This is a genomic window from bacterium (assembly GCA_036524115.1).
Classification (GTDB): domain Bacteria; phylum JAUVQV01; class JAUVQV01; order JAUVQV01; family DATDCY01; genus DATDCY01.
The window spans coordinates 1-13,774 of sequence record DATDCY010000255.1 but is presented as its reverse complement, the minus strand read 5'-3'; the positions used below and the strand labels follow the sequence as shown (position 1 = coordinate 13,774).

Genomic DNA, 13,774 nt, shown 5'->3' with positions numbered 1-13,774 from the left:
CGCCCGCCTGCTCGCCTGGGTCCTCGACCGCACCGAGGTGCTCGAGCTCCAGCGCCGTCTCGAGCGTTCGGAGAAGCTCTCGGCGATGGCGATCGTCGCCGGCAAGGTCGCGCACGAGATCCGCTCGCCGCTCAACTCGATCTTCCTCAACTCCGATCTGCTGCAGGAGCGCGTGCGCCGCACCCGGGGCCCCCAGGCGGAGCGGCTGCGCCACTACTGCCACGTGCTCGAGGAGGAGGTCGAGCGGCTCAACGAGATCGTCGAGAGCTACCTCGCGCTGGCGCGCCTGGCCGGCGGCGAGCGCCAGGAGACGGACATCGAGGAGTTCCTGCGCGCCTTCGTCGCCGACGTCGCCGCCGAGAACGCGCGCCGCGCCATCGCCGTCGGCACCGCCTTCCGGGCCCGCCCGGCCACGCTGCGCCTCAATCAGCGGCAGCTGCGCCGGGTGCTGCTGAATCTCTTCGCCAACTCGCGCGACGCGATGAAGGCCGGCGGCGCGATCACGGTGTCGACCGAGGACTCGCCGGCCGGCTATCGCATCACCGTCAGCGACACGGGCGAGGGGATCCCGCCCGAGGCGCTCTCGCGGCTGACGACGCCGTTCACGACGCTCAAGGAGAACGGCAGCGGGCTCGGGCTCTTCCTGGCGCGCGAGATCCTCCAGCACCACGGCGGGCGCCTCGAGATCCAGAGCATCCAGGACGAGGGCACCTCCGTGATCCTCACGCTCCCCTATGCGTAAGGCCTTGAAGGCCTGGCTAGTTCCCCGTGCACGCTGCGGGGTCCTGTCGCTGCCCACCCCCACGGTGCTCCCTTCGGTCCGCCCCGCGGGGGTCCCCCGCTTCGCGCCACCCCTCCGCTGTTCCTGGAACGCACCAGGGCGTGACCGGGGCGGGGACGGACGCGAGCATGGCGGAGCGCGAGGGAACCGCAGCGGCCGGACCGGAGCGTCCCCGCAGGGGCGAAACGCATTGTTTGAGCCCGAAGGGCGAGTCATGCGTTTTGAGCGGAGGGCCGGACAAGCTGCGGTCGAGCGCGCAGCTCAGCGCACGCACGGCGCCGCCCCGCCCCCGCGGCCCGGTCACGGGCGACCCCGGAACGGACCCGGCACGAGAGGCGATGAGAGTCGCGTCAGGCCCTCAGCCGCTCGGCCACGAGGCCCAGCAGCGCGATGCAGGCGGTGTCCGTGCGCAGCGTGCGCGGGCCGATGCCGACGACCGCGAAACCGTGCCGCTGCAGCAGCTCCAGCTCGAAGGGCACCCAGCCGCCCTCGGGCCCGACCGCGAGCAGGACCCGCGCCGGCGCCCGCCCGGCCGCCGCCGGCAGGACATCCGCGATCCGCCGCTCCCCGCCCGGGTCGGCGAGCAGGCGCAGCCCCGCGGGGAAGAGCGCGCCCAGCTCGTCCTCCACGAACGGCCGCAGGCGCCGGCGCACCAGCACCTGCGGCAGTCGCGTGTCCCGCGCCTGCTGCAACCCCTCGATCAGCCGCGGCGTGAAGAAACCGGGCGAGAGCACGTGGCTGTCGAAGTAGCAGCGCTCGACCTTCGCGGCGTTGGCCAGGACGATCCGCCCCACCCCGAGCGCCGCCAGCTGCGACCAGAGGCGGGCCAGCACCTTCGGCCGCGGCACAGCCAGGAGCAGATCGACCTGCGGCGCCTCCGGCGCGTCGGGCTCGAAGGCGCAGGCCAGCTCGACGCGACCGCCGTCGACGCCCAGCACGGTCGCGGTGCCGAGCGGCCCGTCGAGCAGACCGACCCGCACGGTCGCGCCGGGCCCGGCGCCGAGCACCCCCAGCACGTGCCGCGCGCGCTCTCCCGCGAGCATGACGCGGTCGCCAGGCGAGAGCTCGCTCCTGCGGACGAGAATCAGGTTCATGCGCCCCCTTCCCGCCATCGTGGTACCATCTTCCCCGGCCCGACGCCAACAGGGCTTCGACGGCTCGCCCCTGAACCGACGGTTGGCCGGTCGCGGGCCGGGAGGTGCGCAGTGAAGATTGGTGACAAGGGCCGGCGCGCGGGCAAGCGGTGTCGCAGCGCCGGGGCCGCACTGGGCTCCCTGCTTGCGCTCGCGTGCCTCCTCGGCGGCGCGCGGCCGGCGGCCGCCCTCCACTTCGTCCAGGAGGGGCTCGGCTGCTACGCCTGCCATACGCTGAACGAGACGTCGGGCGCGGCGGGCACGAGCTTCATCAACAGGACCTCCCGCACCGTGATCGACATGACGAAGGCCAACGGCGGCACGATCCCCGCCCAGTTCGGCTGCACGTACTGCCACAACATCGGCTCGCGCTCCAAGATGCGGGCAGTCCTCATGGATTTCTCCGGCAAGGCCTCCATGCACCCCGTCGGGAGGAACTTCGTCACCGGCGCGGTCACGAACCACGAGTACACGAGCGCCTGGGCCACGAACTACCCGAACGAACTGGACTGCGTTGACTGCCACGACGTCGACGGCCAGGGCGACGGGCGCGACGATCCCGCGACCCCGGCGGACGAGAGCGCGGACGGCAACCCCGCGACCTCCGTGGTGAGCAAGGAGTTCGGCACCAAGTACCCGGAGCATGGCCCGCCGGCCTACGCGTGGAACCCCTACATGCTGCGCAGCGTCACGGCGGCGAACCAGTACGACCCGCTCTGCCGGATCTGCCACGGCAACACCGCGCCGCCCGTGAAGGGGTCGGCCGCGGAAAACGACGTGCACCTCAACGCGACGGCGACGCACGCGGACGGCGTGCCGGCGGCAAGCGGCGGCAGCGGGCCGATCGTCGAGGACGACGGCACGCCGCTGAAGACGACCTCCGGCGGCGGCAACAACCAGTGCCGCTCCTGCCACGACACGCACTACTCGAGCAAGCAGAAGCTCTTCAACGACGGGCACGAGCACGTCAACGGCACGGGCGCCCTCGAGACGGCGCTGGACGTCGGCACGGACTGCACGTCGACCTGCCACTACCCCGGCGACGCGGCCGGATACACCGGGGACGGGCCGGGGCAGAACACGTTCACGCGGCACGGCCACGGCATGGCGACCTCTTCGACGGGCAGGACGCTGAACTTCGGCTGCGGCAACTGCCACAACGTCAGCTCCCAGCACGACTCGCCGCACACGGACACGCGCGCACCCCAGATGTTGGCCGCAGTGCCGGATGCCGCGCTCTCGAGCTACGGCACGTCGCAGCGCTCGATCTGCTACACCTGCCACGACACGAAGATCGCGCACAACCCCGGGGGCTCGAGCGTCGGCTGCATCGACTGCCACGACGAGCACGCCGAGGGCGTCGGCGCGACGAGCAACACGATGATGGTCCCGCGCCAGCTGCCCAACCGCACCATGGGCCCGACCGAGCTGACCGTCTTCGAGCACAACAGCAAGACGACGGACTTCGACTACTACATCAGTGACAACAGCGCGCCGCACGTCGCCGGAGCTGGCGTCTGCGACAACGGTGTCTGCCACGCGAACGGGAGCTCGCAGGACGGGACCCGCCTGGCGCCGCTGAGCACGCTCATGACCGGCAACCACCACGGCGGACAGGATCAGCTGCCGCTGAGTGACTGCGGGGACTGCCACCGGCACGGCCTCGGCGCTCCCGCCGGCTCCTTCGGCGTGGGCGCGGCGACGTGCACGAGCTGCCACGGCCAGCCGCCCACCTTGCTGCCCACGCAGGCGCCGGGCTACGACGGCTTGGTACCCACCTACAACGAGACCCGGAGCCCGCACGCCCGGCACTCCCAAGCCGGGCCGAGCGGCTACGGCTTCCCGTGCAGGGCGTGCCACTACCAGGGAACGAACGGCCTGACGCACGCGACCACCCCGGCGAGTTACCGCTCGGTCTGGTTCGACCCGTCCTGGAACCCGGCGGCCGCGGCGTTCGACCCGGCGGACCCGGAGGCCACGCCGGACTATGTCTGGGACGCCGCGGCCAACGGCTTCCGCTGCTCGCAGATCTACTGCCACTCGGACGGCACATCGACGGCCGCCGTCGGCAGCGCGGTCTGGATGACCGGATTCAACACGCCGGACTGGTCCACGAGCAACCTCGCCTGCGACGCCTGCCACGGCGATGGCGACGGGGACGGCGTGGGCCGCTCGTACCCGGCCGACGCGGCCGGCAACCATGCGCGTCACGACGTCCTCGGCGCGGGCTGCCAGAACTGTCACGTCACGACGACGGCCGAGGGCGCGACGATCGACGTCGGCGGCGGCAGGCACGTGAACCGCGAGAAGGACGTCGCCGCCGGCGGCAGCTTCGCCGCGGCGGCGGTGAGCTTCGGCTGGACGCAGTCGACGCAGGGCTGTTCGGCGGTCAGCTGCCACACCACGGCGCCCGAGCCGAGCAGCTGGTAGCAGGCGAGGCCTGCCTAGGGTTCGCGGAACCCCCGCAGCAGTTCCACCGGGACGCCCGGCGCGATGAACTTCGCCACGGCCAGCAGCCGGCGCGAGGCGTCCAGCAGCGCCAGAGTCCCACCCGGGGCCACGTGCGCCGGGACGTCGCCCGCAGGCAGCACCGGGGCGCGACCATCGAACACCCCCGCGGCCTCCCGGTCGGAGAGCGCCACCGCCGGCAGGTGCGCCACGGCGTCGGCGAGGCGCACGAGCGGTGGCGCGGCGCCGGCGGGCAACGCCGCCAGCTCCTCCAGGGTGGACGCGCCCTCGAGCCGGAACGGCCCGATCCCCGTGCGCGTCAGCGACGCCAGGTGCGCCGCGCTCGCGCAGAGCGCCCCCAGGTCGCGCGCGATGGTGCGCACGTAGGTCCCCGATGAGCAGCGCACGAGGAACTCGGCGTCCGGGGGACGCCAGTCGAGGAGGCGGATCTCGCTGACCACGATGGTCCGCGCCGCGCGCTCCACCTCCCGCCCCTCGCGGGCCAGGTCGTAGAGCCGGCGACCGCCGACCTGCAGCGCCGAGAACATCGGCGGCTCCTGCTCGGACGCGCCGGCGAAGGAGGCCAGCGACGCGGCCACGCGTACCGCATCGACGTGCTCCCACGGCGCGGTGCGCGTCGGCGCGCCGGCCGCGTCCTGGGTGTCGGTCTCGGCGCCGAAGCGCGCCACGCCGACGTACTCCTTCTCGAGGGCGGCGAGGTACGGCACGAGCTTCGCCGCCTCCCCGAGCAGCACCAGCAGCAGCCCCGACGCCGCCGGGTCGAGCGTGCCCGCGTGCCCCGCCTTCGCCCAGCCCAGGTGCCGGCGCACCTGCTGCAGGACCTCGTTCGAGCTCGGGCCAGGCGGCTTCGCCAGGCGCAGCAGCCCGTGCAGATCGGTCCGCTGCGCGCGCCTCCCCGCCGGCGTGCGCTCAGGCCTCTTCCGCATCCGGCGCCTCCCCGCCGCCGAGCCCGTGCTCCCGCAGCTTGGAGTAGAGCAGCTTGCGCGAGATCCCGAGGACCCGCGCCGCCTGGCTCTTGTTGCCGCCGTGGCGCTCCATCGCCGCCGCGACGAGCGCCTTCTCGACCTCCGCGAGCGTCACGTCGCGTCCCGCGAAGTCCGCCACGGGCGCCGCCGCGGCCGCCGGCCGCAGGTGCGGCGGCAGGTCGGCGACCTCGAGGAACGGCCCGCGCGCCACGACGACCCCGCGCTCGATCGCGTTCTCCAGCTCGCGCACGTTGCCCGGCCACTCGTGCCCGACGAGCCGCTCGAGGGCGGCCGAGCCGATGCCCTGGAGCGCCTTGCCCTCGCGGCGCGAGAAACGCTCGAGGAAGAAGGCCGCCAGCAGGGGGACGTCGTCGCGGCGCTCGCGCAGCGGCGGCATCGCCACGTCCATGACGTTGACGCGGTAGAAGAGGTCCTCGCGGAAGCGGCCGGCCTTCACCTCCTCCTCGAGGCGGCGGTTCGTCGCCGCCACGAGCCGGAAATCGGTCGGCACCGGCCGCGTCCCGCCGAGGCGCTGCACCTCCCGCTCCTGGAGCACCCGCAGCAGGCGCACCTGCAGCTCCGGCGAGCACTCGCCGATCTCGTCGAGGAACACCGTCCCCCCGTGCGCCAGCTCGAAGAGCCCCGGCTTGGTCGCGACCGCGCCGGTGAAGGCGCCCTTCTCGTAGCCGAACAGCTCGCTCTCGAGCAGCTGCGCGGGCAGCGCCCCGCAGTTGACGCCGACGAACGGCCCCTCCCACCGCGGGCTCGCACGGTGGATCGCGCGCGCCGCCAGTTCCTTGCCGGTCCCGCTCTCGCCCTGGATGAGCACCGTGGCCTGCGAGCCGCCGTAGCTCGCCAGGCGCTCGCGCAGCTCCGCCATCTTCGCCGAGCGGCCGATCAGCTCGCCCGCGCCCGCCTCCCCGAGGCGCTCGCGCAGCGCGCGGTTCTCCTCCTCGAGCGCGCGCTTCTCCAGGCCGCCACGCACGATGGAGCGCCACTGCTCGATCTCGGCCGCGGCCTTCGTCAGGTAGGTGAAGGCGCCCTCGTGCATCGCCTGCACGGCCGAGTCCACGCTGCCGAACGCGGTGAGGATCACGATCGGGACCTCCGGCCGCGCCGCGCGCAGGGCGCGGAAGAGCTCCAGGCCCACCACGTCGGGGAGCACGAGGTCCAGCACCACGAGCCCGAGGCGCGGCTCGCCCGCGGCGAGCGCCCGCGCCCGCTCGGCCGTCGCCGCGGTGAGCACCGGGATGCCGTCCTCGCGCAGAAGCGCCCCGTACATCTGCAGCGCGCTCTGCTCGTCGTCGACGAGGAGCACCTTCCACGGCGCAGTACCCTTGCTCTCAGCCATCACTCTTCCTCCATCATCGCAACGAAACGATGCCTCTCATGGCAGACCGGTCAAAAGGGTCCAGATGCAAGGCGCGCGACGCAGCGGATGCTGAGGCGGGCTGATGCCCGCCGCAGGCACTTCCCGCACTCGCAGAACTCGCGCCGGCAAGGAGCCGCCGATGGGCCCTTTTCACCGGTCTGCCCCAGGGAGCCAGACCCGCAGGACCGCCCCGCCGCCGGGGCGGTTCGCCGCGCCGATGCGCCCACCGTGCGCTTCAACGACCCCCTTCGCGATCGAGAGCCCGAGGCCGGTCCCGCCCCTCTTGGTCGTCTGGAACGGCTCGAAGATCACCGGCAGCAGGCGCGGCTCGATCCCCGGCCCCCCGTCCGCGACCGACACCGCGATGCCCCCGTCGGCCGCGCGCTCGGCGTGGACGACGATGCTCCCGCGCCCGCCCGTCGCCTCTGCCGCGTTGCGTGCGAGGTTCTCGAAGACCCGCCGCAGCTCGAAGAGATCGCCGCGGACCCACAGGCCCTCGGGCGGGGCCGCCAGCTCCAGCGGCGCGCCGGCGAACGCGCCGCAGGGCCAGCGGTCGGCGAACTCGCGCAGCGCGAGGGCGAGGTCGATCGGCACGAGGTGCGGGCGCTGCTCGCCGCAGGCGAAGAGCGCGTCGCGGATGAAGCCCTCCCCGCGGTCGATGTCCGTCTCCACGACGCCGAGCAGCGGCGCCGCCGTGGCGTCCACGTGCCGGCGCAGCACGCCCACGGTGGCGCGGATGTTGTTCAGCGGGTTGCGCAGCTCGTGCGCGACCACGCCCGCCATACGGCCGAGCGCGGCGAGGCGCTCCTCGCGGCCGACGCGCTCGCGCAGGCGCGCCTGCTCGATCGCCAGCGCCGCCATCCCCGCGATCGCGTCGAGGTACGCCAGGTCGGCGGCCTTCCAGAGCTCCCCGTTCGCCTTCGGCCCGAGCAGGCAGCCGCCGAGCAGGCCCTCGCGCCCCAGCACCGGGACCGCGACCTCGAAGGCCCCTCCCGCGGGCAGCCGGCGTGTCCCCTCGGGGCCCGCGAGCAGCGCCCCCGCGCCCTCCGCGCCGGCGACGGCGGCGCCCGGCCCGGCCACCGGGTCGAAGACGCCGTGGGCCTCGCGCAGCACGACGCCGCCCTCGGGGTGCGCGTGGCGCCACCCCTCTTCCCAGGCGGCTGCCCAGAGCCCCTCCTCGCGCTCGCACCGCGCGAGCACGGCGGAGAACGCCTCGAGCCGCGCCCGCGACTCGGCGCGCGAGCGGAAGAAGGTGCGGTCGAGCCGCTCCTGGAGCGACGCCTTGAGCGGCCCGACCGCGAAGCCGACCGCGAGCGCGGGGAGCATCGGCAGCACCAGCGAGCCGGCGAAGACCTCGCGCTGGAGCCAGTGCTGCATGCCGAGCAGGAGCGAGAAGTACACCACGGTGAGCAGGGTCGTCAGCAGGGAGTAGAGCATCCCGGCGCGGAAGATCGCCTGCACGTCGAGGAGGCGGTGGCGCCTGATGGTGACCCCCATCAGCGCGACGTAGCCGACCGAGGCGACGTTGCCCAGCGGCAGGAACGGCAGCCCCCAGAGCGGCAGGAAGTTGGTCAGGCTCGCCAGCCCGAGCAGCAGGTTGGCCGCGAGCAGGTACTGCGCCTGCGTGCGCCGCCGGTGGTCGCGCGTCGCGCGCGCCTCCCGCGCCAGCAGCACCGTGGACAGCCCGAGGTAGGTCAGCACGTAGGCCACGAAGAAGACGTACCGGGGCCCCGGCGTGCCGTACCAGCCGAACCAGAGGTGACGCCATCCCGTGAAGTAGCGCGGCCCGGTGCTCGCGGCCACGAGGGCCGCCCCCCAGGCGCCGAAGCCGACGAGCAGCGGCTCGGTGAGGCGCCGGCCGAGGAAGACGAAGAAGAAGAGCAGCGCCAGGAAGGGCAGCGCGATGATCGGCGCCTGGAAGAGCCGGTCGATCCGTTCGGCGGTCTCCCCGTCGGGCGCGGCGAAGAGCAGCAGCACGTCGAGGTTCCAGAGGGCGACGGCGGCGTTGAGCGCCGCGAAGCTCCGCGCCAGCGCCGCGCCGCCCCGGCGCGCCGGGACGAGGAAGCCGAGGGGGAGCGTGGCGACGAGGCCGGCCAGCGGCAGCAGCGCCGGCCACCCCGGGGACCAGCCGCTCGCCGCAGGCATCCGGGGGGCGCCGGGGGGTGTCAGTCGAGGAAGTCCGCGAGGTGCCGGGAGCGCGCGAGGCGCTGGAGCTTGCGCTTGGCCTTCTTCTCGATCTGGCGGATCCGCTCGCGCGAGAGGCCGAGCTGCCGCCCGACGTCCTCGAGGGTCATCGGCTCGTCCGTGGCGATGCCGAAGCGCAGCTCGAGCACCTCGCGCTCGCGCGGCGCCAGGTGCGAGAGCAGGCCGGCGATCTCGTCCTTGAGCGACTTCTCGATGAGCTCCTGGTCGACGGGGGCGGCGTCCTCGTCCGCCATGAGGTCGAGGTGCGCCGTCTCGGAGTCCTCCGTCACCGGGCTGTCGAGCGACACGGGCCGCCGCGCCACCCGCTGGACCTCCTCGATCTCGCGCACCGGGATGTCGAGCGCCTTCGCCAGCTCCTGCGTCGAGGGCTCGCGGTCGTTGCGCTTGGTCAGCTCCTCGCTCTTGGCGCGCAGCCGGTAGAGCAGGCCCGCCTGCTTGAGCGGCAGGCGCGTCGGGCCGCTCTGCTCCGCGAGCATCTGCATGATCGCCTGGCGGATCCACCAGACCGCGTAGGAGATGAACTTGACGTTGCGCCCCGGGTCGAAGCGCTTGGCGGCCTGCAGCAGGCCGATGTTGCCCTCGTTGATCAGGTCCAGGAGCGAGGGGCCGGCGCCGGAGAAGCGGTTGGCGACCTTGACGACGAAGCGCAGGTTGGCCTCGACGAGCTTCTGGATGGCGCGCTGGTCCCCCTTGCGGGCGAGCTTGCCGAGGCGGATCTCCTCCTCGCGCGTCAGCAGCGGGATCTTGGAGATCTCGCGCAGGTAGGTCCCGAGCGACGAGGTGCCGGCGGTGGACTGCGAGCGCCGCTCAGCCGCCATACGCCCCCCCGCCCGGCCCCGGGGCGCGGCGCACCGTGGCCCGCGACCCCACGCGCACGAGCGCCGTGCGCGAGCGCTGGCGCTCGACCTCGCGGCGCATCTCGCGCCGCATGAACTCGAGCGCCTCGGCCAGCTCCGCCTGCATGCGCTCGAGCTTGCGGCGCATCTCGAGCACGACCTCCACTCCCGCGAGGTTCACGCCGAGATCCCGCGTCAGGTGCAGGATGCGCCGCACGGTCTCGACGTCGGCCTCCGAGTACAGGCGCGTGCCGCCGCGGGTGCGGCGCGGCCGCACGTAGCCCTCGCGCTCGTACAGCCGCAGCGTCTGGGGGTGGATGCCGAGCAGCTCGGCGACGACGCTGATCATGAACAGCGGCGTCTCCCGGTCGGCGCCCTGCGCCCGCGCGCCCGCCAGGTCGGCGATGTCCGCGGCCGCAACAGGACGCGCGCGCCGGCCCCGCGGGCTCACCGCTCCTCCCGGCCGGCGTCCGGCTGCGTCTTTTCCAGCTCCAGCGCGACCCGGCGCACCCGCGGGTCGTCGGCCGAGGGGATCGCGACCTCAATGGTGACCAGCAGGTCGCCGCGTCCGCCGCCCTCGGGCGAGGGCACGCCCTTGCCGCGCAGCGTGAACTGCTGCCCGCACTGGGTCCCCGGCGGCAGGCGCAGCGTCGAGCGCCCCTCGGCGGTCGGCACGTGGACCGGCCCGCCGAGGATCGCCCGGGCCAGGGGCACGCCCACCGTCGCGAGCAGGTTGCGCCCGCGCCGCTCGAGCGAGGGGTGCGCGTGCACCTTGAGCGTCACGACGAGATCGCCGGGCTCGCCGCCGCGGCGGCCGTCCTGCCCGCCCCCCGGGACCACGATCCGGCTTCCCGAGGCGCTGCCCGGCGGGATGCGCACCTCGCGGCGCTCCGCGAGCGTCAGTCGCCCCTTGCCGCGGCAGGTGCGGCACCGCGGCGTGCCGATCTCGCCCTCGCCGTCGCAGGCGGTGCAGATCCGCCGCACCGACCACGGCCCGTGGGGCACCTCGAGCACGCCGCGCCCGCCGCAGGCACGGCAGCTCTCGACCGTCGCCCCGGGGGCCCAGCGGCGGCCGCGGCAGTCCGGGCAGGTCGCCTCGCGCTGGTAGCCGGTCTCGAGGACCGCGCCGCGCAGCGCCTGCTCGAAGCCGACCTCGAGGACCAGGTGCGCGTCTTCGCCGCGCGCGGGGGCGGAGAACGACTCCGCCGGGGTCGCCTCCGGAAAGAGCTCCCGGACCACCTGCTCCCAGCGGCTCGGCGCGGCCGCCCCGGCGCGGACCTTGGCGAGCTCGGACGGCGCGGCCGCCGGGCTGCGCCCGCGGCGGTCGTACTCCTCGCGCAGCGGGCGCTGCGAGAGCACCCGGTACGCCTCCTGCAGGCGCGCATAGCGGCCGGGCGCGTCGCGATCGCCGGGGTTGACGTCGGGGTGCTCGCGGCGGGCGAGCTTGAGCCACGCGCGGCGGATCTCGCGCGCACTGGCCTTCGCTTCGATCCCCAGGAGGCCGTAGTAGTCCGGTTCCGTGGCCACGCGCGCGCTCTCTAGCCGGTCTCCACCGCGATGCGCCGCCCCCGCGAGGGCGGGTGCCGCGGGACCGTGACCGTGAGCACGCCGTCGCGCAGCACGGCCTCGACGCCCTCCTCCCCCACCGCGTAGGGCAGGCGGAAGGAGCGCTCGAAGGCGCCCGAGGGCACCTCCATCCTGCGGTAGCTCTCCGCGGCGACGCCGGCGCGGTCGGGCGGGCGCCGGCCGCGCAGCGTGAGGATCTCGCCCTCGACCTCGATGCTCACGTCCTCGCGGCGGACGCCGGCGACCTCGGCGGCGATGACGATGCGATCCGCGGTCTCGTAGACGTCGACGGCCGGCGTCCACTCGCCCGCGCTGGTGGCGTCCTCGCTGCCGGCCGCCAGGTGCGCGCCTTCGAACAGGTGGCGCGCGCGGATCCTGAACTCCTCGAACTCCCTGAGGAACTTCCTGTACTCGTGCATGGGGTCCTCCCGTGCTCCCGGGAAAGCCGGACCGATTGGCCGCCGCAGTGCGCCTTCCGCCCCATTATTCCATCCTGCGTCCCCGCGGATCAAGAGCATTGCGCAGACGGCCGCCGGCCCGTGCCGGCCGGTGACGGCGCGGCCGGTGGCTGTCTACTTGACAGGTTGACTCGGAATACCTATGGTCGTGGGGCGAAGGTCGCCCTGAAACAGACCAGGGAGGGAACGGGCATGAAGCTTGGGGTGTTCGTCAGTGATTACCAGATCGCGGTGGACACGCTGGGACGACTGAAGTCCGACCAGCTCGGCATCTTCCTCGTCCAGAACGGCGTCTACCACGCCGCCCTCGCCGAGGGAGGCAAAGGCTCGCCGCTGCTGGACGCGGCGCCGCGCGTGTACGCGCTGCGCGAGGACCTCGAGACCCGCGGCTTCGCCGCGGACGCGGTCGACGCGCGGGTCAAGGTGCTCGGGTACGGCGACATCGTCGACCTGATCTTCAGCGACTACCCGAAGCTCGCCTGGCTCTAGGGAAGGGGGACGCACTCATGGCAAAGCTGACGATCGGTTGTTTCTCGTCCCTCGTGGGCTCGATGTCGCTGGACTTCGCCGTCCGGCTGGCGGAGGCCGCCGTCGAGAAGGGGCACCAGGTGGACTTCTGGGTGTCGGGCAACGGCACGTCGCTCTCGAAGAAGGGGCAGAAGGCCTTCAAGGACTACTCCTACCTCGACAAGCGGCTGCGCGCGGCGATGGAGAAGGGCCTGAACTGCTGCGCCTGCGAGGCCTGCGCCGAGGCGCGCGGCTTCCACAAGGAGGACACGTTCGACCACCCGAAATTCATCCGCAAGAGCATGGACTGGTACCTGGCGAGCTGCCACGCGGCCGACCGGGTGCTGCACATCGGAGGTGAGTGATCATGGCCAAGACGACGAAGATGGCGTTCCTCGTGCAGCGCCTGGGCTACAAGAGCGAGAACCCGAAGCTCGCGCTGACCCACGCCATCGCGAGCCAGACCGTCGACATCTACCTCGAGGACGGTGACGCGGTCGTGCCGGTGGTCGCCTTCGTGGGCGAGGGCGTGCTCAACTGCAAGAACAACCAGAAGGCCATGGAGACGTACGGGATCACGAGCACGGAGAACCACCTGCAGAACGCGCTGCTCTGCGACCTGAAGATCCTCGTCTGCAAGGAGGACCTCGCGCGCTTCGGGGTGGCCGAGGCGGACATGCCCGACGCCTCGGCGATGGGCGCGGACACGACGGTGCAGGTGGTCCCGTGGGAGACGATCCACGCCGAGCTCAAGGGCGCGGATCATCTCCTCTTCTTCTAGCAACAGGCGCCGCTCAGGGCGCAACAGGGAGGACGCAGTCGATGGCGATGAAGGGTCAGGAGAACTCGACGCTGGACGTGCTGGGCCGGGTCTGCCCGTACCCGCTGGTGCTCACCAAGAAGGCGCTGGAGAAGCTCGGCAGCGGCCAGGTCATCAAGGTCAAGTGCGACGCCCCCGCCTCCGCCGAGGAGTCGATCCCCAAGTTCTGCGAGAAGCAGGGGTACACGTGCGAGGTCGAGAAGGTCGGCGACGGCGCCTGGGACATCTACATCAAGAAGGCCTAGGTCGCGGCCCGGCAACCGCACCCGCAGCGCCCGCCGGACGGCCCCCGTTTCGGGGCCGCCCCACCGGCGGGCGCTTTGTTTCTTCCTGCCCGGGACCTGCGCGGTTCGCGCCGGCGTTGGCCGTGTCTGGAGACGGTGCTTCTCGTGACAGACGGGAAGCCGGGGTGCAGGCGGGCTCGAGCACAAGCCTGCACCTTCTTGCGGGCTTCTTCGCGCCCGCTCTATCATCCCTGACGTGATCTCGGTCGTCATACCCGTCCGCAACGGCGCGCGCACGCTGGACGCGTGCCTCGCGGCCGCGTGCGCCGCGGCGCAGCCCGACGGCGAGGTCGTCGTCGTCGACGACGGCTCCGCCGACGACAGCGCCGGCATCGCGGCGCGCCACCCCTGCCGCCTCGTGCGCCTTCCCGCGCCGCG

The 13,774-nt window shown here is 73.2% G+C and carries 15 protein-coding genes; 7 read left to right on the top strand and 8 right to left on the bottom strand.

Features of this window, described 5'->3' with window-relative positions:
• The coding region (locus VI078_12490) for an ATP-binding protein (GenBank protein HEY6000100.1) at positions 1 to 742 on the top strand (742 nt) is incomplete at its 5' end.
• Between the two features lie 389 nt (positions 743 to 1,131).
• Here VI078_12490 and VI078_12485 read toward each other — a convergent pair.
• Complete coding sequence (locus tag VI078_12485; GenBank protein ID HEY6000099.1) at positions 1,132 to 1,875, bottom strand: RsmE family RNA methyltransferase; 744 nt, start codon at positions 1,873 to 1,875, stop codon at positions 1,132 to 1,134.
• A 111-nt stretch (positions 1,876 to 1,986) separates the two neighbouring features.
• On the opposite strand from VI078_12485, the gene VI078_12480 reads away from it, so the two are divergent.
• Entirely contained in the window at positions 1,987 to 4,344 is a 2,358-nt protein-coding gene (locus VI078_12480) for a CxxxxCH/CxxCH domain-containing protein (GenBank protein ID HEY6000098.1), read from the top strand.
• A gap of 14 nt (positions 4,345 to 4,358) precedes the next feature.
• On the opposite strand, the gene truB is transcribed toward VI078_12480, so the two are convergent.
• The 7 genes from truB to VI078_12445 form a co-directional block, all read right to left on the bottom strand.
• Complete coding sequence (truB, locus tag VI078_12475) at positions 4,359 to 5,309, bottom strand: tRNA pseudouridine(55) synthase TruB (GenBank protein HEY6000097.1); 951 nt, start codon at positions 5,307 to 5,309, stop codon at positions 4,359 to 4,361.
• Positions 5,293 to 6,699 (bottom strand): sigma 54-interacting transcriptional regulator, encoded by a 1,407-nt coding sequence (locus VI078_12470; protein HEY6000096.1) that lies wholly within the window; start codon positions 6,697 to 6,699, stop codon positions 5,293 to 5,295. The genes truB and VI078_12470 overlap by 17 nt, the downstream gene beginning before the upstream one ends.
• Positions 6,700 to 6,870: 171 nt before the next feature.
• Complete coding sequence (locus VI078_12465) at positions 6,871 to 8,865, bottom strand: ATP-binding protein (protein HEY6000095.1); 1,995 nt, start codon at positions 8,863 to 8,865, stop codon at positions 6,871 to 6,873.
• A 20-nt stretch (positions 8,866 to 8,885) separates the two neighbouring features.
• Positions 8,886 to 9,743: an RNA polymerase sigma factor RpoD/SigA gene (locus VI078_12460; protein HEY6000094.1), complete on the bottom strand. Its 858-nt coding sequence runs from the start codon at positions 9,741 to 9,743 to the stop codon at positions 8,886 to 8,888.
• On the bottom strand, positions 9,733 to 10,212 hold the full coding sequence (locus VI078_12455) for a MerR family transcriptional regulator (GenBank protein ID HEY6000093.1): 480 nt from the start codon (positions 10,210 to 10,212) through the stop codon (positions 9,733 to 9,735). Before VI078_12455 ends, VI078_12460 begins: the two co-directional genes overlap by 11 nt.
• Positions 10,209 to 11,288, bottom strand: a complete 1,080-nt coding sequence (locus tag VI078_12450) for a J domain-containing protein (protein HEY6000092.1) — start codon at positions 11,286 to 11,288, stop codon at positions 10,209 to 10,211. The genes VI078_12455 and VI078_12450 overlap by 4 nt, the downstream gene beginning before the upstream one ends.
• 11 nt (positions 11,289 to 11,299) lie before the next feature.
• Complete coding sequence (locus VI078_12445; protein HEY6000091.1) at positions 11,300 to 11,746, bottom strand: Hsp20/alpha crystallin family protein; 447 nt, start codon at positions 11,744 to 11,746, stop codon at positions 11,300 to 11,302.
• A 231-nt stretch (positions 11,747 to 11,977) separates the two neighbouring features.
• Between VI078_12445 and VI078_12440 the strand changes: the two genes are divergently transcribed.
• From VI078_12440 to VI078_12420, 5 genes are all read left to right on the top strand, one after another.
• A complete protein-coding gene (locus VI078_12440) occupies positions 11,978 to 12,274 on the top strand; it encodes a DsrH/TusB family sulfur metabolism protein (protein HEY6000090.1) in 297 nt (98 codons plus the stop codon).
• A gap of 17 nt (positions 12,275 to 12,291) precedes the next feature.
• On the top strand, positions 12,292 to 12,657 hold the full coding sequence (locus tag VI078_12435) for a DsrE family protein (protein ID HEY6000089.1): 366 nt from the start codon (positions 12,292 to 12,294) through the stop codon (positions 12,655 to 12,657).
• A 2-nt stretch (positions 12,658 to 12,659) separates the two neighbouring features.
• Positions 12,660 to 13,073 carry a DsrE family protein gene (locus VI078_12430; GenBank protein ID HEY6000088.1) on the top strand — a complete coding sequence of 138 codons (414 nt, stop codon included), beginning with the start codon at positions 12,660 to 12,662 and terminating at the stop codon, positions 13,071 to 13,073.
• Positions 13,074 to 13,114: 41 nt separating this feature from the next.
• Positions 13,115 to 13,357, top strand: a complete 243-nt coding sequence (locus tag VI078_12425; GenBank protein HEY6000087.1) for a sulfurtransferase TusA family protein — start codon at positions 13,115 to 13,117, stop codon at positions 13,355 to 13,357.
• 235 nt (positions 13,358 to 13,592) lie between these two features.
• On the top strand, positions 13,593 to 13,774 hold a 182-nt coding region (locus VI078_12420), incomplete at its 3' end, for a glycosyltransferase (protein ID HEY6000086.1).